21 protein-coding genes are annotated in these 26,552 nt (G+C 55.5%); 13 read left to right on the top strand and 8 right to left on the bottom strand.

The window, feature by feature from the left end; all coding sequences use genetic code 11:
- Nucleotides 1-46: 46 nt before the first annotated feature.
- The 5 genes from AC2FJF_RS08490 (at nt 47) to AC2FJF_RS08510 (ending at nt 6,139) form a co-directional block, all read left to right on the top strand.
- Nucleotides 47-2,260, top strand: coding sequence for a TRAP transporter permease (locus AC2FJF_RS08490; RefSeq protein ID WP_496724627.1), 2,214 nt, complete (start codon nt 47-49; stop codon nt 2,258-2,260).
- 4 nt (nt 2,261-2,264) lie between these two features.
- Entirely contained in the window at nt 2,265-3,503 is a 1,239-nt protein-coding gene (locus AC2FJF_RS08495; RefSeq protein WP_496724629.1) for an NAD(P)/FAD-dependent oxidoreductase, read from the top strand.
- A 28-nt stretch (nt 3,504-3,531) separates the two neighbouring features.
- Nucleotides 3,532-4,275, top strand: a complete 744-nt coding sequence (locus AC2FJF_RS08500) for an aspartate/glutamate racemase family protein (protein ID WP_496724631.1) — start codon at nt 3,532-3,534, stop codon at nt 4,273-4,275.
- 102 nt (nt 4,276-4,377) lie between these two features.
- Nucleotides 4,378-5,112 (top strand): TSUP family transporter, encoded by a 735-nt coding sequence (locus AC2FJF_RS08505; RefSeq protein WP_496724633.1) that lies wholly within the window; start codon nt 4,378-4,380, stop codon nt 5,110-5,112.
- A 55-nt stretch (nt 5,113-5,167) separates the two neighbouring features.
- Nucleotides 5,168-6,139: a D-cysteine desulfhydrase family protein gene (locus AC2FJF_RS08510; RefSeq protein ID WP_496724635.1), complete on the top strand. Its 972-nt coding sequence runs from the start codon at nt 5,168-5,170 to the stop codon at nt 6,137-6,139.
- 236 nt (nt 6,140-6,375) lie between these two features.
- On the opposite strand, the gene AC2FJF_RS08515 is transcribed toward AC2FJF_RS08510, so the two are convergent.
- Nucleotides 6,376-10,059, bottom strand: a complete 3,684-nt coding sequence (locus AC2FJF_RS08515; protein WP_496724637.1) for a DUF3857 domain-containing transglutaminase family protein — start codon at nt 10,057-10,059, stop codon at nt 6,376-6,378.
- Between the two features lie 736 nt (nt 10,060-10,795).
- On the opposite strand from AC2FJF_RS08515, the gene AC2FJF_RS08520 reads away from it, so the two are divergent.
- Nucleotides 10,796-13,588, top strand: a complete 2,793-nt coding sequence (locus AC2FJF_RS08520) for a bifunctional aconitate hydratase 2/2-methylisocitrate dehydratase (protein ID WP_496724639.1) — start codon at nt 10,796-10,798, stop codon at nt 13,586-13,588.
- Nucleotides 13,589-13,625: 37 nt separating this feature from the next.
- On the opposite strand, the gene AC2FJF_RS08525 is transcribed toward AC2FJF_RS08520, so the two are convergent.
- The 6 genes from AC2FJF_RS08525 to AC2FJF_RS08550 form a co-directional block, all read right to left on the bottom strand.
- Entirely contained in the window at nt 13,626-14,558 is a 933-nt protein-coding gene (locus AC2FJF_RS08525) for a hypothetical protein (protein WP_496724641.1), read from the bottom strand.
- Nucleotides 14,559-14,564: 6 nt separating this feature from the next.
- A complete protein-coding gene (locus tag AC2FJF_RS08530; protein WP_496724643.1) occupies nt 14,565-15,878 on the bottom strand; it encodes a TRAP transporter large permease in 1,314 nt (437 codons plus the stop codon).
- 4 nt (nt 15,879-15,882) lie between these two features.
- Nucleotides 15,883-16,416 (bottom strand): TRAP transporter small permease, encoded by a 534-nt coding sequence (locus AC2FJF_RS08535; RefSeq protein WP_496724645.1) that lies wholly within the window; start codon nt 16,414-16,416, stop codon nt 15,883-15,885.
- A 68-nt stretch (nt 16,417-16,484) separates the two neighbouring features.
- The gene (locus AC2FJF_RS08540; protein ID WP_496697866.1) at nt 16,485-17,462 is read right to left on the bottom strand and encodes a TRAP transporter substrate-binding protein; all 978 of its coding nucleotides are present in this window, start codon (nt 17,460-17,462) and stop codon (nt 16,485-16,487) included.
- Between the two features lie 52 nt (nt 17,463-17,514).
- Nucleotides 17,515-18,765 (bottom strand): NAD(P)/FAD-dependent oxidoreductase, encoded by a 1,251-nt coding sequence (locus AC2FJF_RS08545; protein WP_496724647.1) that lies wholly within the window; start codon nt 18,763-18,765, stop codon nt 17,515-17,517.
- Entirely contained in the window at nt 18,762-19,895 is a 1,134-nt protein-coding gene (locus tag AC2FJF_RS08550; RefSeq protein WP_496724649.1) for an enolase C-terminal domain-like protein, read from the bottom strand. The genes AC2FJF_RS08545 and AC2FJF_RS08550 overlap by 4 nt, the downstream gene beginning before the upstream one ends.
- A 99-nt stretch (nt 19,896-19,994) precedes the next feature.
- Between AC2FJF_RS08550 and AC2FJF_RS08555 the strand changes: the two genes are divergently transcribed.
- The gene (locus AC2FJF_RS08555) at nt 19,995-20,915 is read left to right on the top strand and encodes a LysR family transcriptional regulator (protein WP_496724651.1); all 921 of its coding nucleotides are present in this window, start codon (nt 19,995-19,997) and stop codon (nt 20,913-20,915) included.
- Here AC2FJF_RS08555 and AC2FJF_RS08560 read toward each other — a convergent pair.
- Entirely contained in the window at nt 20,876-22,570 is a 1,695-nt protein-coding gene (locus AC2FJF_RS08560) for a thiamine pyrophosphate-binding protein (protein ID WP_496724653.1), read from the bottom strand. The two genes, AC2FJF_RS08555 and AC2FJF_RS08560, sit on opposite strands and share 40 nt — an antisense overlap.
- Before the next feature lie 110 nt (nt 22,571-22,680).
- On the opposite strand from AC2FJF_RS08560, the gene AC2FJF_RS08565 reads away from it, so the two are divergent.
- The 6 genes from AC2FJF_RS08565 (at nt 22,681) to queF (ending at nt 26,461) form a co-directional block, all read left to right on the top strand.
- Nucleotides 22,681-23,385, top strand: a complete 705-nt coding sequence (locus AC2FJF_RS08565; RefSeq protein WP_496724655.1) for a GntR family transcriptional regulator — start codon at nt 22,681-22,683, stop codon at nt 23,383-23,385.
- Nucleotides 23,382-24,101, top strand: coding sequence for an aspartate/glutamate racemase family protein (locus AC2FJF_RS08570; RefSeq protein ID WP_496724656.1), 720 nt, complete (start codon nt 23,382-23,384; stop codon nt 24,099-24,101). The genes AC2FJF_RS08565 and AC2FJF_RS08570 overlap by 4 nt, the downstream gene beginning before the upstream one ends.
- A 129-nt stretch (nt 24,102-24,230) precedes the next feature.
- Nucleotides 24,231-24,929, top strand: coding sequence for a 7-cyano-7-deazaguanine synthase QueC (gene queC, locus AC2FJF_RS08575; protein WP_496724658.1), 699 nt, complete (start codon nt 24,231-24,233; stop codon nt 24,927-24,929).
- A complete protein-coding gene (gene queD / locus AC2FJF_RS08580; protein WP_496721555.1) occupies nt 24,929-25,282 on the top strand; it encodes a 6-carboxytetrahydropterin synthase QueD in 354 nt (117 codons plus the stop codon). The genes queC and queD overlap by 1 nt, the downstream gene beginning before the upstream one ends.
- Nucleotides 25,279-25,980 carry a 7-carboxy-7-deazaguanine synthase QueE gene (gene queE / locus AC2FJF_RS08585; protein ID WP_496724660.1) on the top strand — a complete coding sequence of 234 codons (702 nt, stop codon included), beginning with the start codon at nt 25,279-25,281 and terminating at the stop codon, nt 25,978-25,980. Before queD ends, queE begins: the two co-directional genes overlap by 4 nt.
- A gap of 16 nt (nt 25,981-25,996) precedes the next feature.
- On the top strand, nt 25,997-26,461 hold the full coding sequence (gene queF, locus AC2FJF_RS08590) for a preQ(1) synthase (RefSeq protein WP_496724662.1): 465 nt from the start codon (nt 25,997-25,999) through the stop codon (nt 26,459-26,461).
- Nucleotides 26,462-26,552: the final 91 nt, after the last annotated feature.

Raw genomic sequence — 26,552 nt, forward strand, 5'->3', positions numbered from 1 at the left:
ATTTGGGGCACCGCACACTCGAAATGCGCGAAATCAGGGGGCCATCATGTCCACGACTAAAAATCTTGATGACCACGAACTCACAGCCGAAGAATTAGCGGCTATCGAAGAACAGTTCGACGAGGGTGCTGCCGTCCGGCAGGTTACGCCGTCAACCGGAAAGGTCCTGCGCGTTGTGGCCCTGATCTTTGCGTTTTACGAATTCTTCACGGCCGGTTTTGGCCTGCCGGCCGATCACTGGCACATGGGCATCTATCTGGCACTGCTGTTCATTCTGGTCTACGCGACGATCCCGATTATCGGGGCCAAAAGCCTTTACGCGCTAAAGGTCAGCCGGTTTCGCATCGGCAACATCCCTCTTTACGATCTGGTCTTCATGGCCCTTGGGATCATCGCGGCGCTGTACGTGGGCGTCGCCTGGCGCGGCATTCCGTTTCTTGGGATTGAGGAACAGACCTTCCGTATGGGTAACCCCAACAGTTATGACGTGATTTTGGGTGTGATCATCATCCTGCTGGTGCTGGACATCGCACGCCGCACGCTTGGTTGGGTGCTGCCGCTGATCATCTGCGTATTTATCTCATACGCTTTGCTTGGGCCGTATTTCCCCGGATTGTTGCAGCATCCTGGCGTGAACTTCAAAACCTTCGTTTCGTCGATGTACTTCCCGCAGGAGGGCATCTACGGCGTCACGTTGTGGGTCGTCTCGACAATCGTTTTCCACTTTGTGTTGTTCGGCGTGATCGCGCAGCGCACAGGATTGGGACAGCTTTTTATCGATAACGCTACAATTTTGGCGGGCCGCTATACTGGCGGTCCGGCAAAAGTGTCGGTGGTATCCTCGGCCTTCTTCGGCACGATCTCGGGTTCTTCGGTGGCCAACACCGTTTCAACCGGCGCGCTGACAATTCCCAACATGAAGCGCCTTGGATACCCCGGCCATTTTGCGGGTGGGGTCGAAGCGGCTTCTTCGGCCGGTGGTCAGATCACTCCGCCGATCATGGGTGCCGCTGCCTTTATAATGGCAGAGTTTCTTGAGGTTCCCTACACCACCATCGTTATTGCTGCTATTTTCCCAGCACTCCTGCACTATGTTGGCGTCTTTGCTGTCGTGCACCTGATGGCACGCAAGCTGAATCTCAAAGGTCTCACCAAAGAGCAACTGCCGCAGCTCAAAGCCGTCTGGGCTGAAGGCTGGGCCAACATAGTGCCCCTAATCGGCCTGCTAGTGGTTCTGTTCACGGGTTACACGCCCTTCATGTCGGCCTTCTGCGGCATATCACTTGCGGTAATCGCGGGCATGTCGCGCTTGAGGCAACCACCGACATTGATCTACGCGGCAGCGTTCCTCAGCTTTGTACTGTGGAAGTTCTCAGACGGCGGCTTTGATCTGACCATGACAACAATCCTGTGCGGATTGACGGTGGTCGCAACTATGAACCCTCAGAAACGCATCGAAGTGCCCGAGATGCTGCAGGCGGTAGAATTGGGTGTGAAATACTCGCTGGCCGTGGGCGCCGCCGCTGCTGCGGTCGGTATCGTGGTGGGCGTGATCAACACCACTGGCATCGGGTTCCGCATCGGTTTCATGGTTACACAGGGCGCAGGCAACCTGGCATCGGATCTGTACAACATGATCTCGTTCGGCAGCTTCCAGTTCATTGTGATGGAAGACTTACAATTGTTCATCTCATTGGTGTTCATCGCCGTCGTCTGTATCCTGATGGGCGCCGGCATTCCGACCACTGCGCTGTATATCATGCTGGTGTCAGTGGCGCAGCCTGCGCTGGCGCAGCTGGGCGTGCCACCCATCGCCAGTCATCTGTTCGTGCTTTATTACGGTGTGGTATCCGAGATTACGCCACCGGTCTGTACTTCAGCTTATGCGGCTGCAGCCATTGCCAATTCAAACCCGTTCCGAACGGGACTATCTGCCTTTACCCTTGGATTGGGCAAAGTGATCGCGCCCATGGCCTTTGTCTATGCGCCGGTGCTGCTATTCGTGTCTTCAACCGGGTTTGACCTGTGGGAGTTCACTTATACTGCGACCAGTTGCATCGCCGGGGTTATTGCCCTGTCAGCAGCCGTGGTCGGGTATTGGTTGAGCCCGCTGAATATCGCGTCACGCATTCTGATGGCCATCGCTGGGATTATCTTTGTAGCGCCCAGCCTGACTGCTGATCTGATCGCGCTGGCTGTGGCATCACCTGTCATCGTCACCCAACTTATTGCCCGCAACCGCAGTCACTCTCCGGCGTGAAACCATGACAGATCAAGTGACCATCATCGGCGCGGGGGTCGTCGGCATTTGTTGCGCTTTGTCGCTACAAGAGCGCGGCATTTCTGTTCGGCTGATTGACCGCGGTCTACCTGGGCAGGAAACCTCTTTCGGGAATGCAGGTGTAGTGTCGCCGTGGTCAATCATTCCGCAAGCGATGCCGGGTATTTGGAAATCTCTGCCCCAGATGCTACTGGACCCTAAAAGCGCGCTTTCGGTCAGAACCAGTTACTGGCCAAAAATGATCCCCTGGGGCCTGCGGTTTTTGGGAAACTCCGGCGAAAGGTCAGTGCGTGAAATCTCGGACGCGATGGAGCTTTTGTGCCGCCCTTCTATCGACCTTTATCGTCGTCATCTTCAAGGCACCGGGCACGAAAATCTGATCACCGACAGCTACTATATTCACGCATTTCGCCATCGGAAGCAGGCTGATCTGAATGGGCTTGGATATCTGATCCGCCAGGAAAAAGGAGGAGATCTGGAGCTTGTCGATGGTGTCGAGCTACGCGGCCTGGAACCTGCACTGTCAGAAGAATTCAAAGCCGCGATCGTGATAAAAGGTCAGGCACGCGTAACCTCACCAGGACGTGTTGGGGCAGTTCTGGCTGAAAAAGCGCGCTCGCAAGGCGCAGAAATAGTACAAACCGAAGTCACCAGGCTGGCACCGGCTGAAGATGGTGGTTGGCAGATTACAACCTCGCAGGGCACGATGCGTGCTGCCAGCATCATCCTCGCGGCCGGTGTGTGGTCCGCCGACCTGCTGAAACCATTGGGGATGCCTGTGCCGCTTGTGGCCGAACGGGGCTACCATGTCGAATTCCCTAAGCCCTTAGCCCAATTGAACAATTCGGTCATGGATGTAGACGCAAAGGTGGTCGCAAGTTCGATGCAGGACGGTCTGAGAGTCGCTGGCACGGCCGAATTTGGTAGCGTCGACGCGCCCGCTGATCCACGCAAGAAAAAAATCCTGACCGAACAAGCCAAGGCCATGATGCCGGGCCTCGATGCAGGCGAGGCGCAGTTTTGGATGGGTCGACGTCCGTCCTTTCCGGACAGTTTACCCGCGATTGGGCCAGTTAACGGCAGAGAAGGGCTCTATACTGCGTTCGGGCATTCTCACTATGGGCTGATGATGGCCCCAAAAACCGGCGAGCTTGTGGCCGATCTTGTGTCCGGTCGCAGCCCAAACATCGATCTGGCCCCGTTTTCGCTGGCCCGGTTTTGAACCTTCAAATCAAAAGGAACAGATGACAATGCCTATCTACAAGGGTGGCCAGAACATTTGCGGCGCGTCAATTGGTGTTCTGTGCCTTGAAAGCTATTTTCCAAAACCGCCGGGTCACATCAAGAACCCTTCCAGTCTGCCATTTCCGGTTCTGTATGAGATGATCGACGGCGTGACGGTCCCGACCTTGCTGAACAACCCTTCGCCCGAGTTACTGGCACCGTTCATCGAAGGCGCCAAGCGGCTTGAGGCTGAAGGTGTGCGAGCCATCACGGGCAGTTGCGGCTTTCTAGCCTTGTTTCAAAAAGAATTGGCAGCTGCGGTTTCAATTCCTGTCTTTGCCTCCAGCCTGATCCAGGTGCCGCTGGCCTTTCACATGACCGGGGCCAACGCGCCAGTGGGCGTGCTAACCGCAGATGCATCCGCATTGACGCCTCGGCATTTCGAAGGTGTCGGTGCATCAGGTGTTCCTGTGGCCGTGAAGGGATTGGAAGATACCACAGAATTCGCCGAAGTGATCTTGCGGAACACACGGACCCGGATGGACACGGACCTGATCGAGACCGAGGTCTTGGATGCGGCCCGTAATCTGGTTCTTGAAGCTCCGGACATTCGGTCGTTGGTTTTGGAATGCACGGACTTGCCGCCTTACGCATCGCGGCTTCAGGAAGAACTGCAGCTTCCTGTCTTTGACCTGACCACACTGGCGCAAATGGCGCACGCTGTGACGACCCGAGCGCCCTACTCGGGACTGATGCCGTGGCAGCGCTGACCGTACCAAAGCGGTCACTGAAAGAGAAAAAGAATGGACGCTGGCGGGGACCTCGGAATATCTGAGGCCTTGCGACATTGCCTTGATCCATAGGAGTTTTGAGTGTCCGTCGACCTGTCAATCCTAATGATTGCCATCTGCCTTGGCGCAATGCTGCAAGTCGGAGTTGGTATCGGGTTCAGCATCATCGCTGGACCGCCCATGATGATTTTGCTTGGCACGTCGACGGCAGTTCCAGTCTTACTCTTGTTGAACACGTTTGTTTCATTGGTAGCGACAGACCGGCATGTTCTAAAAAACAACCGTCAACTAATCCGCACCGCGGTCATTGGATGCTGCGTCGGAGTGGCCGCCGGCCTTGTTGTGTATCCCTTTTTGACCGAAGCATTTGTTCTTGCCCTGACGGCGTGTCTACTGCTGATCGGGTTGATTACGACCTTGCTTCCCTTGCGGGGATCCATTGGCAACGCAGGGTTTTCAGTCGTTACAGGACTGTCTGGGCTTGCGACTGTTTGGGCGGCGACACCGGGCCCTCTAATGGTGTTCGGTTTGATAGCAAAGGGTCGTTCCGCCAAAGAGGTGGCAAAGTTGGTTCAACCCATAGCGCTGGTGGCATACGGCATCGCCTTTTTGTTGCACAGATTGTCCAACGCGCAGGCAATCTCATTTGAGCCGCAAATACTGGGGTTTGTTGCGATAACTCTGATCGGCAGCCTACTTGGTCGTGTGGTAGGCCCTTACTTACCACAGTCGGTGGTCATAACAGTGATCCGCGTGGTATCCCTGATTGCCTGCTTAGTTTTGTTCTATCGCGCGCATTTAATAGCTTGGTCTTGAAGGTTACACGATGACACAAAACGATTATCTGCACAAATTTCCACGCGCCCAACTCATGTCCGGCCCAACTCCTTTGGAGCGTCTGGACAACTTATCGACAGAACTGGATATCGATCTCTGGCTGAAACGTGATGATCTGACTGGGCTTAGTTTTGGTGGCAACAAAACACGGCAGCTTGAATTTTATCTCGGAGATGCGCGTCAACAAGGTGCTGATACCATTCTGATCACCGGCGCCGTTCAATCCAATTTCGTTCGGTCTGCGGCCGCTGCCGCAGCCAAACTGGGCATGCAATCCGTGCTTCAGTTGGAAGAGCGTGTCTCTGACATGGGGGCGGAGTACTATTCGTCCGGGAACGTGCTGCTGGCGCAAATCCTGGGTGCCGAGCATATGAGTTACCCAGAAGGAGAAGACGAAGCGGGAGCTGACGCAGCGCTGCATGCGCGCGCAGTTGAATTGAAAGCCAAAGGTCACAAACCGTACGTTATTCATCTGGGGCTGGGCCATCCGCCCTTGGGTGCCTTGGGCTACGTTGTGGCCGGGCAGGAATTGTATCAACAGATGCCGGATTTCGACGCGGTCGTTGTCCCCTCGGGTAGCGGTGCCACGCATGGCGGACTGCTGACCGGTCTGGCGTTAGAAGAAAGCACTGCTTCGGTGTATGGGATTTGTGTGCGCAGAGATCGTGAAAAGCAGCAGGCCCGAATGAAGGTCGTTCTGCAAAAACTTGCGGACTTGCTGGATATTGACGCAGGACTTCTACAGGACAAGATCGATGTTTTTGATGAGGCCTTGCCGCCGGGATATGGCAAAGTAAATGCAACCACGCGCGCTGCATTGAAAAAGATGGCCCGGGTCGAGGGGGTTTTCCTTGACCCCGTTTATTCTGCAAAGACATTCGCTGGCTTGTTGGACCTCGTAGAAAGCGGAAAGATCAAGTCGGCGGAGAAAGTCATTCTGCTGCACACAGGCGGGCTGCCTGCACTCTTCGGATATCAAAGTGAATTGATGGACAGCCCGACCTGAAGCATTCGTAGCCCATATACGTTTCAGTAACTTGCTTGCCTGCATCTTTGGTGCCCAAACAAAAGCTACAGGTGCTGAAACCTGAGCCGCCTGCAAAACGGTCCAACTACTGAGGAATATCGCAGGCGTCAGAAATCTGCCCCCCGAAATCGGGGGCAAATTGCTAAGCAATATTCACAAGTAGAGTGAAAAACGACGCGGTGGGTTCATCAGTTTTTAGCCCAACAGTAGCGGCGTCAGGGTGCGCAACCCTCACGCTCTTCTTGCTTGGCTTTCGCGGCAAGCACCTCCGCTCGTATTCCTTGTCGAAAGAAAAACAGCATGAGCATTGCAACTATCAAGAAGACTGGGAAAATCATCAACTGCGTTGCATTCAGCCCCATGTATATCGGTTTTTCTTCCACGACTTCAAATAGCCGACGATGCAAGTAGACGTAGTACCCATCGTTATTGTCCACGTAATCTTCGGCTTCTCGCCATGCCTTTTCGTCACCTGGCTTAAGCGTTGTTTGTTTTGTTTTGAGATTCCACTGGTATGTCCAGGTTGCCCCCGCCTCATCCCACTCGCCGCCGGTCTCGAATTTAATAAAGTCATTTTCGAACTCAAGCGAACTGGGCTTTTTGATTGGGGCGGGAACATTGCGCATCACGATCTTATGGACGTTGTGCATCGGAGCGTTTACGCGAGATTGCCCTTCAAGCACCTCATCGTCATCAAATTCATAAAGCTCGTCCGAAATAGCGTAGCCATAATGGTTCAGTTTGTTCCAAAGTTCCTTTTCTTCAAACCCCTCGCGCGGCAACGTGTAGCGCTGGACGAGCTGAAAAACATTGGCGTCCAGATCATCCTCAATGATCATTACCTCTGAGTGCGTGGCTCCGGGAAACCGTTTGGCGTACCACTTTTCATATTGCTTGCGCCGGTCTTCCATGTCCTCGCCGTCATAGCGCCAGCGCATGTTGTCCGCTTCGACACCCCGCCATGTGTCTGTAACATTGAGTACGGCGGCAATCGGGCCTTCATCCAAGAACACATATTCCTGTACAGCCTCTCGGGTCGGTTCATCAGAAAGATTCGTTACGACTTCAACAAGTCCGGTGCTGTCCTCTGCCAGTGGCAGGCCCCAGGCAAAATCCTTCAATGGGATCGCCCGACCTACGCCGCCTTGCAGTAGATCGGTTGCATCAACAAACCAGTCACCTTGCGGATCGCGAACACGTACTATGGCGTGATCAAAGATAAACGGTGAAGGTAACATGCGCGGCAAAGCAGGCCCGATGTCTTGGTCGACGAGAACGACATCGGCCTCAATCTGCAAATAGGCCAGCATGGAAATCAGAAGAAGCGCCTTGTCTTTGCAATCGCCATATGCGCTCAGCCAGACTTCGTCGGGGGATCGAGGTATCCAGCCGCCTTCACCAATTGAAACGCTGAAATACCGGACCCGGTCCTGTACCAAACGCAAAGCTTGCGTCGCGCGCCATTGCGGATCTTCGGACTGCTCCAGCATTTCATCAAGCAGTTTGATCAGGTCACCGGGCAATAAGTCCGGTCTGGGTTTGTAGTCGCCGGTTAGTCCCTGAACGATCTGAAACCAATCCTGAAAGGTCGAGAGCTGCAACCCATCGTTGGAGACATCCCAATCATCCGCAGAGCGTGTGTTTCTGTCATCTTCTTCAGACTTTTCCAAGGACCAACTCAAGATCGTCCTGCCGGCAGCCTCTTCGCGCTGAACATCGAACTCATCCGTATGGTTCAGCTCGAAACGCGTTGCAGCGGGCAAGTCAATGGACGTGCGCCTCTGTTCCCAACCCCAGTCTCTGAGCCCGTCTGATCGATAGTGAAACTGGTTTGGGAAAACGGGTGTGGTGGCAGTGATCGACCAGATCATCTCGACGGTGTCACCAACACGAAGATCCGCGATCTGACCGAAATACTCGATGTCGCCCAGCATCACACCTGAGCTGAGCGCTGGTTCGCGCCGGAGTTCTTCGAACGGCAAGTCGAGTTGATCTATCACTAAACCATCTCGGTGGATCTGCAATCGATGAAGAGTGGCACGCTCAAAATTCGGGTCCACCAGCAATTGGACCTCGCCATAAAGTTCCAGAGTTGAACGATCATGCACGGCAAAGAAGCTCTGCCTGACCCTCTGATATCCGTTGTCTTCGACCCGGATTTTTTCGTCGTGAATAGGGAGACTTACAGATGTATCAGCATGCAATGCCGCTTCTCGATCCCGCTGCGAAACCTCCTCGTGCCACTCAGGTAGGTTTTTGTCGCGTAGCAATTCTGCTGATGCAGGTTTGGCTCCAGCCAAATTAAAAAAGCCCAGTATGACAAGAAAGACGATGACCCAAATTGCAATGTTGGCGAATGTGGATTGCCACCACTTCTTTTTCTCAACTTTCGGCGCAGCCGTTCGTTTGTTGTCTGACCATGGACCCAGCCCCTGAGACACTCTGTAGGCGGAAAGAAGATTTACCGCGGCGGGTATTTCTGGAACAACATGCAACTGATCATCCTTCGTTTCGACAATGGTCAGGTCATTTTCAATATGAACGGCACGAACCGCAGACCAATCGAGGCGCAATCGTTTACCTTCGCGCCAGATTTCAATGGCCGCCTTGTCGCAACTCACTGCCGTCGGCCCCCAATCGAAGCCTCGTAAAAGCCCGTGACGGTAATAGTGAAGATGGCGCAGTTTTGGCAGATAGGGCCAATCATTTACCGCTGCTGTGGTCATCGCGACAAACAGCAATATGACACCGATTTGATTAAACAACGGAAAACCCGCATCCAATGACTTCCCGGTCAACAAAACAATAAAGAGAAAAATAGAGAGACCCGAAATCCATGCATACGCCAAATAGTTGAAGACTGAGTCCAACCAGGCGGGACAGGGTGTCCCCAGTTTTTTGGATAGCCCTTCCAAGGCATGAAAGGCTGCGGTCGCGGATATATACTGGTGTTTGGCTTCTATCGGAGCGTTTTTTGGGTCAAAACCGCTGGAATTCTTCGCCCTGCTTTCCTCTTTCACCTTCTTCACGAGCTCTCTGGCGTCTTCATCCGAAGGCATTGGAAGAAAAAACAATCCGTAGCTCGCTCTTTTCCAGATCACAAACCGCCCAACGTGAATTGGTTTTGATACATGTGAAAAATGCCAGGCCTCTGTCTGGTGGGCTTCAATTGCTTCGACGTAGTCTTTCTTGACAGTGTACTGCGTTTTGCCACCATGGAGTTCAGCCGCCCTGAGAATTACAGGCGCGCGGCCCCTCCAAACCGCCCATAGACTTCCAGCGCTCAATGCGTGTGACCGCGCGAGAAAAAAACAAAATAGACCAAGCGGGATTGGAGCCCAGAGTTTGGCTCCAGCGGTGCTCAGGTCAAGACCGGAATTCCAGGCCGCGACAAAGCCGCCCAGAAGCTCGGCTAGAAATGTTACTGCCAGACATCCCACCGCTATTGCCAATAGAAGAAACTGCTTGAACCCTCTTCGCGCATCCAGCCGACACCGCTCAGAACGAACTTCGCTCGTCAGTTCGGTTTCAAGGGTCAGTATTGACGAATTGCTTGGTGCTGGCACTAGCTCCGAATGAATCGCGTTCACAATAGTATTTCCCAACAAATTCAATACTCGCCAAAAGATTGAACATTCATGGCAAAAATATGGTTCTGGTGTAGTGTCAGGCGTTGTTTTGACCTCTTGCAGCCCGCCATCAATTGCGGCTTCTCTCTCCACTCCAATTTGGTTGATCGCCGAAAAAATATAGAGCCAGCTGAAGTTCGCCCCCCCTTTTTCAGTTCCCGGTCGGTAACGTGGAAGGCGCGGACTCAGACAGTACGCATTCGTGAGTCGAGCGGCGAAGCTGTATGGAGAGCCCATTTCGACCAATGCTGTGCACTGTAAGAACGACATTTATTGGTGAAATCGAACGTAATCGCTTTGTGAAGGCTCAATGATCGACCGTACGAGAGTTTGCCGCTAGTTGCGACTGGCGTGACTGTACGCGCCGTTGCATGCAGTCAATAACGCGGTTCCGAGCATCGCCCAAATGCTGACCCGCGCACCGACTACGACGAACCTGATGCCAACGCTTATGCCACGCTAACCACACCATCAAAGTTGAGTTAATGGAAACAGCCGAATTACTGATGAACAACGTGAACGTTCGTGTTGAGGTACATGTTATTCCGATGCAGCGATACGGATCGCTTCGGCGGCTTTACGGAAGCCTTTGCCCGTTCGTAGGAAGGTGCATCGAAGGATCACATACAGCCGCGTGGCTCCGCCCACCCGTTCTTCAAACCGCGAGCTTTCGACCAAAACGACGAGATTGTGCAGGGATCAACGTGTGACCCATGCCGTCGTCGCGAATGATTTTTTTTGGCCCGCAGGCGTTGTATCAAAAGGCACAATTGAAAACACCAAGCCCCGGCCCTTAGGTTCCAGCGAGTTTAGGAAAAGGCTAGGTTTGTATTTGCGACCGTTGGTCAAGGTTGGAACCAAGCATAGAAGTATACAGTACCTGCAAATTTCCACGGTGGCACCTTGAAACCTCCGCAACAAATGTATACCGGTGCATACAAATACGATCGAGCGAGTTGCCCCACGCCTCTCAACAGCAGCAGATTCACACAAAGCGGAAACAGCCATGAGCCAGTATTCAGATTACTTGGATGAAATTGAAACGCGCAAAGAACAAGGGCTTAGCCCAAAACCCATCGACGATGGTGCGCTGGTCGAGGAAATCATCGAACAAATCAAGGATACCGGTCATCCGCATCGTGCAGATTCGTTGCACTACCTGATTTACAACACGTTGCCTGGCACAACCAGTGCTGCGGGTGCGAAGGCAACGTTCCTGAAGTCCGTCATCGTCGGCGAGGTAACTGTTGAGGAAATCTCGCCCGAATTCGCGTTCGAACTGCTGTCCCACATGAAGGGCGGACCTTCGGTTGACGTGCTTCTGGATGTTGCACTGGGCGACAAGCAAGACATAGCGGTTCAGGCGGGCGAGGTTCTGAAAACTCAGGTCTTTCTGTATGAGGCGGACACGGACCGTCTGAAAGCTGCCTATGAGGCGGGCAACAAGATCGCTGCGGATCTCCTTGAGAGCTACTCCAAGGCTGAATTTTTCACCAAGCTGCCTGATGTGGACGAGGAAATCCAAGTTGTCACATATATTGCAGCCGAGGGTGACATCTCCACTGACCTTCTGTCGCCGGGTAATCAGGCGCATTCGCGTTCCGACCGCGAGTTGCATGGCAAATGCCTGATTTCCGAGGCCGCACAAAAAGAGATTGAAGCGCTGAAGCTGCAGCACCCCGACAAGCGCGTGATGCTGGTTGCGGAAAAAGGCACTATGGGTGTTGGTTCGTCGCGGATGTCGGGTGTCAACAACGTGGCGCTTTGGACCGGCAAGCAAGCCAGCCCGTACGTACCTTTCGTCAATTTTGCACCGGTCGTGGCCGGCACAAACGGCATTTCGCCCATCTTTTTGACAACCGTGGGCGTTACCGGTGGTATTGGTGTCGACCTGAAGAACTGGGTCAAGAAAGTGGACGAGGATGGCAAGGCGATCCTCAACAACGATGGCAACCCGATTCTGGAACAGCGCTATTCGGTTGAGACCGGCACCGTGCTGACCATCAACACGAAAAAGAAAAAGCTCTATAGCGCGGATGGCAGTGAAGAATTGGTCGACATGGCCGGCTCATTCACCCCGCAAAAGATGGAGTTCATGAAAGCCGGCGGCTCTTATGCCATCGTTTTTGGCAAAAAACTGCAGACATTTGCATGTGAGACACTGGGCATCGAGCTGAAATCGGCCTTCGCCCCGGCGAAGGAAGTCAGCCATGAAGGTCAGGGACTGACGGCCGTCGAAAAGATCTTTAATGCCAATGCGCGCGGTGCGACCCCGGGCAAAGTGTTACATGCCGGCTCTGACGTGCGCGCCAAAGTCAATATCGTGGGCTCTCAGGACACCACCGGTCTGATGACCAGTCAGGAGCTTGAGGCTATGGCTGCCACCGTCCTGTCACCCAGTGTCGATGGTGCCTATCAGTCCGGCTGTCACACAGCTTCGGTCTGGGACCTCAAGGCGCAGGCCAACACCCCGCGCCTGATGGCGTTCATGCACAAATTCGGCCTGATTACTGCGCGTGATCCCAAGGACGTGTACCACGCGATGACAGACGTCATTCACAAGGTGCTCAACGACATCACCGTGGATGACTGGGCCATCATCATCGGCGGCGACAGCCATACGCGGATGTCCAAAGGCGTGGCCTTTGGTGCGGACTCGGGCACGGTTGCACTGGCGCTGGCCACGGGTGAGGCGACAATGCCTATCCCGGAATCCGTCAAGGTGACGTTCAAGGGCGAAATGGCACCGCACATGGATTTCCGCGACGTGGTGCACGCGACGCAGGCGCAGATGCTGGCGCAACACGGCGACAACGTATTCCAGGGTCGCATCATCGAAGTGCATATCGGTACGCTGCTGGCGGACCAGGCCTTTACCTTCACCGACTGGACGGCCGAGATGAAGGCCAAGGCGTCGATCTGTATCTCGAACGACGATACGCTGATTGAATCGCTGGAAATCGCCAAGTCGCGGATCAAGATCATGATCCAAAAGGGCATGGATAACGATGTTCAGATGCTGCAGGGCCTGATCGACATCGCGGACAAACGTATCGCCGAAATCCACTCGGGCGAAAAACCGGCTCTGCGTCCAGATGACAACGCCAAGTATTTTGCCGAAGTCGTCGTGGATCTGGATCAGATCGTTGAACCGATGATAGCCGACCCGGATGTGAACAATGCCGACGTGTCCAAGCGTTATACCCACGACACGATCCGCCCGATCTCGTACTACGCTGCTGAAAAGAAGGTTGATCTGGGCTTTGTGGGCTCCTGCATGGTGCATAAGGGCGATATCAAGATCGTGGCCCAGATGTTGCGCAATCTCGAAGACGAGTATGGCAAAGTCGAGTTCAAGGCCCCGCTTGTTGTTGCCGCACCGACATACAACATCGTTGATGAGCTGAAAGAAGAAGGTGATTGGGCAATTCTGCAGAAGTACTCGGGCTTTGAGTTCGATGACTTGTTCCCCAAGCAATCCGCACGGACCGAGTACGAGAATATCCTCTATCTTGAGCGCCCAGGCTGTAACCTCTGCATGGGGAACCAGGAAAAAGCCGCCAAAGGCGACACCGTTTTGGCAACGTCCACCCGTCTGTTCCAAGGCCGTGTTGTAGCGGACAGTGAGACAAAGAAGGGTGAATCCCTTCTGGGTTCGACCCCGGTTGTTGTTCTGTCAGCTATTCTGGGTCGTACGCCGACGCTGGAGGAATATAAGGTCGCGGTCGAAGGCATCGACCTGACCAAATTTGCACCACCGATGGAAGTTCCCGGTACTGCCCGCTCGGTGCATTTCTAATACAATAGCGGGTGCGGCGAATGTTGCCGCGCCCGCTTTACCCCAACCTGCCCGAAGCTTGGTAAAAACGGCGCATTACTATGGGGGTCAGGTACATCGGGATCTGATAGGCCCCGATGAACACCAAAAGTGGCGCTGTCACCTCGGGTGGTAACGCAATCAGGAAAATCGCGACATTCCGGTTTCCGGCGACAATTGACAAAGCGGTGGCTTTGTCGGCAGCCACTCGGTTGCGTGTCAAAAAAAACATCACCAGTTGCGCGCCGAAATTGGCCAGACATGCGATCCCGACCCAAAAAATCGCAAGACCGGGGTCAACAAGCGCTGTCGCGGTCACGGACGGCATCAAGCCGATCACAAATACGGCAAGTGTGATTGTTGCCAACCCTTCCAGATTTTTTAGCGTGGTTTGGGATGGGTTTCTCAGAAACGCGAGGCGCAACAACACGGCTGCAACAGTCGCCCCCGCAATTGTCAAAAACAGGCGCAAGACGGCGATAAGAACGGATTGAAAGTCTCCCAGTTCGGGCATCAGCACGAATATGGGAAACACGGTCAACGGCAATACGGCGGTCCCGATCACCATCAAGCGCATAGCGTGTTCTGCCGGATGTCCCATCATCAGGCACATATTCGCACTGCCCGAGATGGACGGAGCCGCGGCCATGATCAGCAGAGACAAAAAGACCGGCGTGCCGGTCCATCCACCGATCATGCCAATAGTCACAACTATTAGCGGCAAAACCAGCTGGAACGCGATCACTGTATTTGCCACCTGGCGTAAATCGACCAAGGACCCCAACAACAAAGAAGGTTCAATTCGAAGGACAGTCAGGAACAGCAGCAGTGCGACTAGCGGCGGCAAGACCGCCCGCATCGGCTCGGCCAGCGCAGGCAGCAACAATCCAGCAGCCAGTCCTGCGACCAGTACATAAGGACCGTTGCGCGCCGCCAGATGAAGTGGGTTCAATGCCCCCTACCCGCCCGGGCTTTGCCTAAGGTTTTCCGGCAGCCATGTGGCCAGATCCGGGAACCAGATCAGGACGAAGACCATCACCACCATGATCAGGAACATCGGAATTGCCGCGCGGGCAATATAGCTCATCTCATGGTTCGTCATGCCTTGCATCACAAACAGGTTGAAGCCGATCGGCGGCGTGATCTGCGCCATTTCAACGACAACCACGATAAAGATACCGAACCAGATCAGGTCAATACCCGCGTCCCGGATCATCGGTTCCACCACGGCCATGGTCAAAACAACCGAGGAGATGCCATCAAGGAAACAGCCCAGAATGATGTAAAAGACCAGCAAAACCATCAAAAGCTCAAACCGAGTCAGCTCCCACCCTGCGATCAGATCAGCCAGACCCCGCGGCAGACCCGTAAATCCCATGGACAATGACAAGAACGCAGCCCCAGCAAGGATCAGGGCGATCATCGCACTGGTCCGGGTGGCCCCCATCAGGCTTTCGGTGAAGGTCTTCCAGGTCAGGGATCCCTGCCCTGCCGCCAGCAACAGACCACCGATCACACCAAAGGCCGCGGCTTCGGTCGCGGTGGCATAGCCCAGATACATCGACCCGATCACCACCATGATCAGCAGGATTACGGGCAACAAAAAGCGAGAGTTCTTGAGTTTTTCAGAAAAGCTCAGTTTGTTCTCACTGTTTGGGTTCCAGTCTTTCCCGAATTTCGAATAAATTGCGACGTATCCCATGAACATCGTCGCAAGCACCAATCCGGGCAGTATGCCTGCAAAGAACAGCTTGGTGATCGATTCATTGATAGTCACACCATAGACGATCAACGTCAAAGAGGGCGGGATCATCAGGCCCAGTGTCGCAGCGCCGGTCAGCGTACCAATTATCATCCGTTCGGGGTAGTTGCGTTTCCTCAGTTCCGGGATCGACATTTTACCCACAGTCGTCAGGGTGGCGGCTGACGACCCAGAAACAGCGGCAAACACCGTGCAGCCGACAATGTTGGTGTGCACCAAACCACCGGGCAAAGGTGCCATCCAAGGCGAAAGTCCCTTGAACATATCCTCGGATAATCGCGTTCGATACAGGATTTCGCCCATCCAGATGAACATCGGCAGCGCGGTCAGTGTCCATGACGATGAGGCCGACCAGATGGTCGTGATCATCACGTCTCCGACAGGGCGTGTCGTGAAAAGCTCCATCCCGACCCACGCGACGCCCATAAGGGCAAGGCCAACCCAGACACCGGTGCCAAGCAGAGTGAAAAGAACAAAGAGGAAGAGGATGATGACTGATACGTTTTCCATGCTCTCACTCCCCGTGGCTCTGATCGGCCAGATCACGGACGATGCGGTGATCGCCCTTAAAAACGACGTGGATCAGATGATCGGTCAGGGCGATTGCAAGGATGACTGCGCCAATCAGCATTGTTGACTGCGGAATCCAAAGCGCGGTTTTGTCCTGTCCCTGGCTGACATCGTTGAATTTCCAGCTCCAGTAGACAAAGCGGTAGGCGTACCAGCAAAAATACCACATTACCGCCGCGCCAACTGTAAAACACCATATTTCAAGGACGCGGCGCAATCGGTCGGGGACCGCATTCAACAGGATCGACACACGAATGTGGCTGCCTCGGTTCAGCGCATTGGCAAAGGCCAGAAAGGACGCGGCAGCCATGGCATAGCCCGCATAGTCGGGCGCGCCCGGGAAAACCTCTCCGGTCCAGCGGGCCAGCATTTGCACAACGATCAGCACCAAAATAGCAATCAGGCTAAGTGCTGCCAGAACCCCTGCTGCCTGATAAATGAAATCCAATACGGACCTGAGCCCTCGTAGTGCCGCCATGCTGTCCCCACTATTAGTTATTCTATGGAAACGGGCGGCAGGTTGATCCGCCGCCCATCCTTGGCCAATTACTGAGACGAGTTGAACGCATCGACGATGGCCTTGCCTTCGTCACCTGCGGCCTCAAGCCACTCATTGGTCATTGTCACACCGATTTCTTTCAACTCGTTGGTCATCTGTTCAGAGGCCGGACCAACCGTCATCCCGCCATCACGCAGACCTTGCAGGGTAAAGCCGGTGTATTCCTTGGCGCGCCAGTTGCCCGCGTATTCGGCAAGCTCTGCACAGCCTTTGATGACGTTCTTGTTGGCATCAGAAACGCCAGCCCAGATGTCTGAGTTGACCATGACGTAATTGCGCGGCAGCCACGCGTCCACCTCGTAGAAATAATTCAGGCTTTCCCATACTTTGCGGTCATACCCGGTCGAACCCGACGACACCATCGAGTCCGCGACACCAGTGGCAAAAGCCTGGCTGATTTCAGCGGCTTCGATTGTCACGGGCAGCATGCCGGTCAGTTCCGCCAAACGCGACGTGGCATTGTTGTAAGACCGGAACTTGATGCCTTCCATGTCGGCGACCGAGTTCACCTCGTCTTTAAAGTACAGTCCTTGCGGCGGCCATGGCACGGCGTAAAGCAACGTCAGGTTCTGTTCGGCCAGCAGATTTTCAATCGAAGGTCTTGCGGCCTCCCAAAGCTTGGCGCTGTCATCGAACGAGGTTGCAAGGAACGGGATCGAGTCAAAGCCAAACAATGCATTTTCATTCTGGTGACCGGACAGCAGGCGCTCACCAATCGGTGCTTGTCCGGTCTGAATGGCACGTTTGATGTCGGCACCTTTGAACAGCGACCCGGACGGATGCGTGACGATTTCTATCTCGCCCCCAGTGCCTGTGGTCACGCATTTGGCAAATTCCGCACCCGTGGCCGAGTGGAAGTTCGACGCCGAATACGCCATGGGCATATCCCATTTCTCGGCCATCGCCGGTGCGGTTGCTGCGGCTGTCAAAGCGGTTGCCGCCAGAAGGCTTGTCAATTTCTTCATCTTTTTCTCCCTGTTTAATTTTGTTTTGCCGGCTTGTGTTACCGGACATTTCTTAAGTCGCGTAGCGAGACGGCGCATAGACGCTCATGTCTGCGTTTGGGGTCCTGCCCGCGATCATCTGCGCGAGCAGACGTCCTGTTTTTGGCCCGCCTGTCAGACCGATATGATGGTGGCCAAACCCCATAAATGCTCCGTCAATTCCCGGCACTTCGCCGATGATCGGGATCGAGTCTGCCGGTGCGGGCCGGTGCCCCATCCATTCTACTTCGTCCTTCCATGTCACGCCCGGAAAGGCCGCCCGGGCATTCTTGCGCATCAGTTCGAACGGCGCCCTCGAAGGCGGCGCGTCCAGCCCGCCGAATTCGACAATCCCGGCCAGCCGAATGCGGCCATCCATCGGCGTGGCGACGAACTTGCCCGAAGCAACCATAACCGGACTTTTTGGCATCGCGGAAGGTTCCACCAATTCAAGATGATAACCACGTTCCGTCTCCAGAGGAACAGAAACGCCCAATTTGCTGGCCAAAGGCCCGGACCAGACGCCCGCAGTGACAATGGAAGTGTCACAAGCAATTGTCTCACCAGCGGTCCGCACGCCGGTGACCCTGCCGTTATCGTGGACGACATCTTCAACAGCAGCACGGATGACCCTGCCGCCGTTGGTCTCGACATGTGCGGCGAGGTCTTTCACGTACCGCCCAGGATCGGTAATGTGTCCGTGATCAGAAAGTTTGGCAGCAAACCCGATATCTTTGCTGTAGATTGGGTCGTAGGCGTGGAATGCGGCCCCCTCTAGTTCTTCCCATTTGAAACCGAGCTTGCGCCGAATACCCCAGCCAAAGGCATCGCCTTCGAAATGCTGGCGGTTTTCGTAGAGGAACAGGTAGTCGGATGGCACAATCCATTTCTCGGCCGCCGTACCCTGAGCCAGGGCCTGATGATCGTTCAGGCTGTCTCCAACTATGGGGGTTAGTGCGGTCGCGATACGTTCGACGTCAACTGCGTTTGCGTGTTTCAGGTAGCGCGTTAACCACGGCAACAGCTTGGGTACGTAGCCCCATTTCATGAACAAAGGCTGCGACGGGTCAAACAGCATCCTGGGCGCTTTTTTCAAAAGCCCCGGCACCGTGACCGGAATGATCGAGCAAGAGGCCAGCACACCCCCATTGCCATGCGAGGTGCCCTCTCCGGGGCCGGCCTTGTCGATCAGGATGACGTTATGTCCGTCACGTTGCAGCCAGACGGCGGTCGAGACACCAACGATACCAGCACCGATAATGGCAATGGTCTTTTTCTCGCTCATGCCGCCACCGCTTTGGAAACAGCATAGTGGTTCAGCTTTGCCTCGTCCGGCTTCCCTCCAAGACCCGGTGTGTCAGGGACTATGACCTGGCCCCTTTTCACCTCGAAAGGCTCCTCAAGAATGTCTTCTGCCAAGAAATATGAGGCCTGATAAAACTCGCAGCCCAGCGTGATTTCCGGTGTGGCGGCGATCATGTGAGTGCCTGCCAGATGCGCCAGACCTGCCTCGAACATATCTCCGCCATAAGCACTCAGGCCGTGTGCGGCGGCCATGCGAGCGACTGTTTGCCCGCGCGTCAATCCTCCGGATTTCATGATTTTGACCGAGACACCGTCGCAGATCCCTTCCCCTGCAGCGCGTTCCATATCCTCGGGGCCAAAGACGCTTTCATCAGCTAGTAGCGGCACATCCGTCATTTGCCGCAGCTTCGCCATCATGCCGTAGTGATGTGCGCGTACCGGTTGTTCGATGAAATCGGGATTGAACGATGCCACGTCCCGCACCTGCGCCGGAGCGTCCTCGATTGACAGGCCTTGATTGTAATCAACACGCACTGAGAACTGTTGGTAATGCTTCGCCAAATACTCAAGGCGCATGATATCAAAAGCATGATCCTTGAACCCAGTCTTCAACTTCACGATCGTCACGCCGTCGTCCTGCAAACGGCCCAGCAATTCGATATCCTGCGCAAAATCGGGATTGGCGATGGAGCAGCTAAGCGGGATCGCGTCGCGGCATTTCCCTCCCAACAAGGCCCAGACCGGAACGGCGCTGATCCTACCCGTCAAGTCAAGCAATGCTGCTTCCAACGCCGCTTTAGCCTCGGTGCAATGCGCCACCGCATATGAAGCACGCTCCATGATGGCGGCTCTATCAGCAACCCTCGCCCCCATGACCAACGGACGGAGGTAGCGATTCAGGGCGGCGTATGTCGCTTCGGGCGTTCCGGTGAATACCGACCATGGTGAGGCTTCGCCATATCCGTGGCTACCATCCTCGGACGTCAGGCGAAGGACAACGACCTCGCACACGCCTTCGACAGATCCAATGCCGTGGTCCCGGCGGGATGTGACGGGCAGTTCAAGGTGCCACAGGTCGTAGCCGATGATTTTTTGTGACAGATCGACCATTCGTCCTCCCCAGCGGTAGGTGGAAGCCTGCCTTGACCTACATATCATTTCAAATACTATGTTTTCATAAGTCCATCATAAGAAATGATAGGTTAGGCTATGTCTCTGCGCTTTCGTCAGTTGCAGGCGTTTCACGCCATCATGGAAACGGGTACCGTAACTGGGGCCGCGTCGGTTCTGGGAATCTCGCAACCGGGCATCAGCAATCTGTTGGCCCAGCTGGAACGCGAGGCCCGGTTGCCCTTGTTCGAACGCAACAAAGGACGTCTTTTGCCGACGCCAGAGGCCGAGCTTTTGTATCGAGAGGTCGATACCGTGGTCCGCGGGCTGGATCACGTCGCGCAGGCCGTGTCGGATCTTCAGAACAAGCATCCCGGGCAGTTGCAGGTCGCGGCGCCCCATTTGTTGTCGTTCGGTTTCATGCCGCGAGAGATTGCACGCTTTGCCAAGTCACGCCCCAATCTATCCGTCAGCTTCCAGTCGCAGTATTCTTCTAAAATACAGGAGTGGGTAACCTCGGGCTTGTTCGAGATCGGCATCGTCGAGATGCCAATACTCCACGATACGCTGAACTATCAGGTCTTCCATTTTGAAACGATGGCCACGTTCCCCGAGGGTAGCCATTTGGCGACACATGACGTTCTGACACCAGAGCTGTTGGAGAATGAGCCGTTCATCGTCATGGGCCCCGAGCACCAAACACATCGCAGAACCCGTGACATTTTTCAGACTGCAGAGCGTACCTGGCAGACGCGAATACACACGCACTTGTCGGAAAACCTGCTAAGCTTTGTCAAACAGGGCATGGGCGTGGCGATGATTGATCCGTTCACAGTGACATTCGATGAAGAGGGCGGATATCAAACCCGCCCTTTCACACCAGCCGTCACGCTGGATCTTGCGATCATTACCGCAAAAGGACGCCCTTTATCAATGATTGCGCAAGAGTTTCTGGCCCAACTGACCCCGTCCATCGCGTCTTACGCCACCCATTCCGACACCGGTGCCGCAGCTTCGTGAAGCTGTTGTGAGTGGATGTCGACCAGCGTCGGGCCATCATGCTCAACGGCCTGCTTCAAAACTCTGCGCAGATCATCCGGATCTTTCACTGTCCAGGATTTGACCCCAAATGCCGCCGCAACAGCGGCGTGATCGGTCCGATTGAAATCGACGTTGTAGTAACGCTGCCCAAAGCCTGCATCCTGACCCGCTTTGATCCAACCAAAGACTGAGTTCGAGAATACGATCGAGGTAATCGGCATTTTGTGCCGCACCATCGTTTCAAACTCACCGCAAGTGAAGCCAAACGACCCATCCCCCATAACGGACAGTGTCTTGACCGATGGCCGACCCACATGGGCGCCCATCGCCGCAGCAAGCGAATAACCCAACGCTCCATGCGCCCGATTGGTGATAAAATGCCGCCCCGGTTTGCGCCAGCGGTAATGGGCGCTGAAGTAAGGGCACGGAGTGCCCGGATCAGCGACGACAATCGCATCATCGTCCAGGATGTCTGCAAGAGCCGCCATTACGGCTTCGGGCCGGATCGGAGTTTCGCGACTTGCCGCAAGCGGTGCGAACGCTTGCAACTTGGCCTCCCAGGCCGCACGGGCTTGGGCCGCTCCACCAAAACCTGGCAGATCGTGCCGCGTCTCAAGCGACCCCGCCAAAGCCTCTAACGCCAAACGGGCATCGGCACAAATGGCGACTTCGGTCTGATAATTTGCGCCGATCACCATCGGGTCGCTGTCTATATGGATGATGGTGGCATCCCGCCCGGGGCTGCGCCAGCGTTCGGTCGTGACCGACCCCGCGCGGCAACCGACAAACATGACCACATCTGCCTGATCCACAACGGCGCGCGTGGCCGGAACACCACCGTTCGATCCGACGACGCCCAAGGCCAGCAGATCCGTTTCGGCAATGGAACCCTGACCGGAAACTGTTGTGGCAACTGGGATATCCAACAGGGTTGCAACTTGGCGCAACGCCTCCTCGGCCCCGGAAAGAACCGGCCCGCCGCCACAAACGATGACTGCTGATTTGGCTTTGGCCAGGATATCCGCGGCCGCTTCAATGGCATCCAGGTCCGGTCCTGCCCGTTCTGCGGGATAGCTGCGGTGGCGTGCATCCGCCCAAACCTCAGCCTCGTCCACCGGACCTTTCTGCGTATCAAAGGGCAGCGCCAGATGTGTGGCGCCCGGCGTTCCGGTCGTCATGGCCCGAAACGCCGCGCGCACCATCGCAGGTAAACGCGAGGCGTCGTCCAGTGACGCGTTCCACTTTGCCAACGGTTTGAACAGCGCGGTCTGATCCAACTCGGTCAACGGGTATTTTCCCCGACTTGTTGTCGCCACGTCAGAAGTGATCGCCAGAATGGGAACCGAGCTTTCGCTGGCCTCGACTACACCCGGCAGTATGTAGGTCGCCCCGCCTCCGGACGGGCCTTCGCAGACGCCCGGCTTGCCAGTAACGCGCGCATATCCGTCGGCCATGTAGGCGGCGTGACGTTCGTCCCGGGTTAGAATGTGCTGAATGCCATGATCCATCCGCGCCAAAGCGTCATAGAATGGCAGCGTTGTATCACCGCACAGGCCGAACATATGTTTCACGCCATGTGCTTCCAACATGCGCACCATTGCTTCGGCTCCCGTCAGATAATTCGTCCCGGTCATGGCTGGGTTTCCTTTGATTTCAATCTGCACACAGAACTGTATACAGTTTTGTATATTGATTTCAAGAGCAACCTGTGGCACGCCTTGGCAAACGGAAAAAGGCGGCACTTATGGCAGGTCCACGCGTTGACGACATCTATGATCAGGTAAAGGCGATGGCCGTCTCGTTTCACCTTCGACCCGGTGATCGGTTAAACGAGGTGGCGCTGTCGAAAGAATTGGGTGTCAGCCGAACCCCCCTGCGCGAAGCTCTAAACCGATTGGTGGCGGAGCGCTTATTCGACTTTCGCCCCGGTCAGGGGTTTTTCTGCCGCCCGCTCGACGCCCAGAGCGTGTTTGATCTGTTCGAATTGCGCCAAATCATCGAATCTGCTGCCGCGCGCAGTGCCTGCGACAAAGCGTCAGCCGCAGATCTACAAACAATTCGGGATGAGCTTTACGCGACCGGCATCGACATCACCGGCCTGACCGTCGAAGAAGCTGTCAGCAGAGACGAAGATTTTCATCTGGGCATTGCCAGGCTATCGGGCAACAACGAACTGGTGCAAACCCTGACCCGGATCAATGAACGCATCCGATATATCCGCTGGGTTTCCATGAGCTTGGATCGGGTTCAAAGCTCGAAAGACGAACATAAACGGGTCATGCAGGCCTTGCTGGATCGCGACGCGGATGAGGCCGCGCGAGTACTGGGCGCGCATATTTCCAAGCGAATGGATCAGGTGCAGGAAGCCGTGCGCCATGGCATATCCAGCATCTACATGGAAGGATCCGAAGACATCTCGGCCCGCATTATCGAGGAGGCTCACGGATGATCGCCCAAGGTGGCAAATCCATTTACGGAGCGTCGGTCGGCATTCTTATGCTGGACGCCCAATTCCCACGCATCCCCGGTGATATGGGAAATGCGCTGACATGGCCTTTTCCGGTACTCTATCGCATTGTTCGGGATGCCTCGCCGGACCTGGTCGTTCGGCACCGGGCCGAGGGCATGTTGGACGCGTTCATTGATGCCGCGCGAGAACTGGTCAAAGACGGCGCGGATGGCATTACCACCAATTGCGGGTTTCTGTCCCTGTTTCAGAAAGAGCTATCCGTGGCTGTGCCGGTTCCGGTCGTGACTTCATCTTTGATGCAGGTGCAGTTGGTGAACGGTATCCTTCCGGCCGGAAAACGCGTGGGAGTTCTGACCATTTCCGCCTCCACTTTGACCCGTGATCATCTGCGCTGTGCTCAGGTACCAGAAGACACACCCATCGGTTCCACCGAAGGTGGGCGCGAGTTTACCCGTGCGATACTGGGGAACGAAGTTAGCCTGGATGTCGATAAGGCCCGTGCCGATAACATTGAAGCCGCCCTTGCCTTGCAATCCGAAAACCCTGACCTCGGCGCGATTGTGCTGGAATGCACGAATATGTGCCCATACGCGGCAGATATTCAGCGCGCTACCGGTTTGCCCGTCTTCTCCATTGTGACATTGGTCAGTTGGTTTCAAGCTGGACTTGTGCCGCCACGCTTTCCCAATCCCTAAAGGGCGCAGCGGTCAGGCCTAAGGTCTCTTTTGCCCACCAATTCGTGCATTGCGCTTACCGGAAAAAGACCGTAAGCGTCCCGCCCGCCGGTCGCAGCCTACCCGGTTATCAAAACAAGGACTGAAGACATGAAAACTACATTGGTCTGCTCCGGCGGACTGGATTCCGTGTCGCTTGCCCATGTGCTGGCCGCGGAAGGAAACCTCTCGCGGCTTGTGTCTTTCGACTATGGCCAACGCCACACCAAAGAACTGACCTTCGCTGCCCTCTGCGCGCAGAGGCTGGACGTGCCCCATCACGTTATTGACCTGCGTTCTGTCGGGGCGTCGCTGACGGGCTCGGCCTTAACCGACGACGTGGACGTGCCCGACGGGCATTACGCAGAAGAGACGATGAAGGTCACGGTTGTCCCCAACCGCAATGCGATCATGCTGACCATCGCTTATGGTGTTGCAGCAGCGCAGGGGGATGATGCGGTGGCTGCTGCTGTGCATGGCGGCGACCATTTCATCTATCCCGATTGCCGCCCGGCATTCACAGATGCGTTTGACACCATGCAGCGCGCCGCGTTGGACGGCTACGCGGATGTAGTGCTGCATGTGCCATTCGTGCACCGCAGCAAAGCCGATATTGTCCGCGAGGGCGCGCGCGTGGACACCCCGTTCGATCAGACGTGGTCCTGCTACAAGGGCGGCGACTTACATTGTGGCCGATGCGGAACATGCGTTGAACGGCGTGAGGCGTTCGAGCTGGCCGGAGCGCCGGACCCAACGCAATACAAAGACGCCGAATTCTGGAAATCGGCCATCGCAGGAGCAAGTGTCTGATGTACCGGATTACCAAAGAATTCCACTTTTCCGCTTCACATCAGCTGACCCACTTGCCCGATGATCACCAATGTGCCCGGATGCACGGCCATAACTATATTGTCGTGGTCGAATTGGCCGGGCGCGATTTGAATACGGATGGGTTCGTGCGGGATTACCACGAGCTGAAACCGCTCAAGACTTATATCGACGATGAATTTGACCACCGGCATCTGAACAATGTGCTGAACGTCGTGTCGACCGCTGAAAACCTCGCGCGCCATTTCTTTGACTGGTGCGCGGCCCGCTGGCCCGAAACCGCTGCGGTGAAAGTGTCCGAAACGCCCAAGACATGGGCCGAGTATCGCCCATGACCCTTAGAATATCTGAAATATTCGGCCCCACGGTACAGGGCGAAGGCGCGCTGATCGGTCAGCCGACGGTATTTGTACGCTCGGGCGGATGCGATTTCCGGTGCAGTTGGTGCGACAGTCTGCACGCCGTCGACAGCGCCTATCGCCACGATTGGGCGGTAATGGACACGCTGGCCGTCTGGTCCGAAGTTCAGCGTTTGTCGGGCGGGCGGCCTCTGACTGTTTCCCTGTCTGGCGGCAATCCTGCCATTCAGGATTTTGGCCCTTTGATCCAGCAAGGCAAAGCGGAAGGCTATACCTTTGCATGCGAAACCCAAGGGTCAATCGCAAAGCCGTGGTTTGCCGACCTCGCTATGCTGGTTCTCAGCCCGAAACCGCCCAGCAGTGGCGAGGATATGGATTGGACGGCGTTTGACGCCTGCCTCAACGTGCGCCCTGCGCAAGCTGCCCTCAAGATCGTGATCTTTGACGACACGGATTTCAGTTGGGCACGCAGTGTAGCCGACCGGTATCCGGACCTTCCACTTTATCTTCAACCCGGCAACCCGGAAACCGATCCGACCAGCCCGGTTGATTTGACCAATGCCACCAGCCGTATGGAATGGCTGATCGACAAGACTTTGAATGCCGGTTGGTTCGCGCCTCGCATTCTGCCCCAGCTACATGTGCTGATCTGGGGCAACAAGCGCGGCGTCTGACCGCAGGAGAGATAACATGACCGATAGTATCTACAGCAACCTCACCCAGTTGGGCGGAGACACCAAAATGCCAGCCAGCCCGGAAGAGGCGGTTCTGGAACGCGTGCAGAACCCCCAGGCTGATGTGGATTACAACGTGCGCTTTACCGCGCCCGAGTTCACCTCGCTTTGCCCGATGACAGGCCAGCCGGATTTTGCCCATCTGGTGATAGATTACGTACCCGATCAATGGTTGGTGGAAAGCAAGGCGCTCAAGTTGTTTCTGGGCTCGTTCCGCAATCATGGCGCCTTTCACGAAGATTGCACCATCTCGATTGCCCGCCGGCTGCAAGAGTTTCTGGAGCCAAGGTGGCTGCGTATCGGAGGCTATTGGTATCCGCGCGGGGGCATTCCGATCGACGTGTTCTGGCAAACTGGCCCAATGCCCGAAGGCGTCTGGATCCCGGATCAGGGTGTTCCGCCTTACCGCGGGCGTGGCTGACCCCGATGATTTGAGAGGCGTGAAGGCCCCAGCTTGACAAGCAATCAAAGGGGCTCCACGCGCCGGTTCGAAACATGACGTTTTGGCAGTG

The organism is Ruegeria sp. CDSB013 (genome assembly GCF_059611165.1).

Coding starts and splice junctions, on each gene's coding strand:
- AC2FJF_RS08490 (WP_496724627.1), top strand. CDS start 47: ATGTCCACGACTAAAAATCTTGATGACCACGAACTCACAGCCGAAGAA.
- AC2FJF_RS08495 (WP_496724629.1), top strand. CDS start 2,265: ATGACAGATCAAGTGACCATCATCGGCGCGGGGGTCGTCGGCATTTGT.
- AC2FJF_RS08500 (WP_496724631.1), top strand. CDS start 3,532: ATGCCTATCTACAAGGGTGGCCAGAACATTTGCGGCGCGTCAATTGGT.
- AC2FJF_RS08510 (WP_496724635.1), top strand. CDS start 5,168: ATGTCCGGCCCAACTCCTTTGGAGCGTCTGGACAACTTATCGACAGAA.
- AC2FJF_RS08515 (WP_496724637.1), bottom strand. CDS start 10,059: ATGTCGTTCTTACAGTGCACAGCATTGGTCGAAATGGGCTCTCCATAC.
- AC2FJF_RS08520 (WP_496724639.1), top strand. CDS start 10,796: ATGAGCCAGTATTCAGATTACTTGGATGAAATTGAAACGCGCAAAGAA.
- AC2FJF_RS08530 (WP_496724643.1), bottom strand. CDS start 15,878: ATGGAAAACGTATCAGTCATCATCCTCTTCCTCTTTGTTCTTTTCACT.
- AC2FJF_RS08535 (WP_496724645.1), bottom strand. CDS start 16,416: ATGGCGGCACTACGAGGGCTCAGGTCCGTATTGGATTTCATTTATCAG.
- AC2FJF_RS08540 (WP_496697866.1), bottom strand. CDS start 17,462: ATGAAGAAATTGACAAGCCTTCTGGCGGCAACCGCTTTGACAGCCGCA.
- AC2FJF_RS08545 (WP_496724647.1), bottom strand. CDS start 18,765: ATGAGCGAGAAAAAGACCATTGCCATTATCGGTGCTGGTATCGTTGGT.
- AC2FJF_RS08550 (WP_496724649.1), bottom strand. CDS start 19,895: ATGGTCGATCTGTCACAAAAAATCATCGGCTACGACCTGTGGCACCTT.
- AC2FJF_RS08555 (WP_496724651.1), top strand. CDS start 19,995: ATGTCTCTGCGCTTTCGTCAGTTGCAGGCGTTTCACGCCATCATGGAA.
- AC2FJF_RS08560 (WP_496724653.1), bottom strand. CDS start 22,570: ATGACCGGGACGAATTATCTGACGGGAGCCGAAGCAATGGTGCGCATG.
- AC2FJF_RS08565 (WP_496724655.1), top strand. CDS start 22,681: ATGGCAGGTCCACGCGTTGACGACATCTATGATCAGGTAAAGGCGATG.
- AC2FJF_RS08570 (WP_496724656.1), top strand. CDS start 23,382: ATGATCGCCCAAGGTGGCAAATCCATTTACGGAGCGTCGGTCGGCATT.
- queC (WP_496724658.1), top strand. CDS start 24,231: ATGAAAACTACATTGGTCTGCTCCGGCGGACTGGATTCCGTGTCGCTT.
- queD (WP_496721555.1), top strand. CDS start 24,929: ATGTACCGGATTACCAAAGAATTCCACTTTTCCGCTTCACATCAGCTG.
- queE (WP_496724660.1), top strand. CDS start 25,279: ATGACCCTTAGAATATCTGAAATATTCGGCCCCACGGTACAGGGCGAA.
- queF (WP_496724662.1), top strand. CDS start 25,997: ATGACCGATAGTATCTACAGCAACCTCACCCAGTTGGGCGGAGACACC.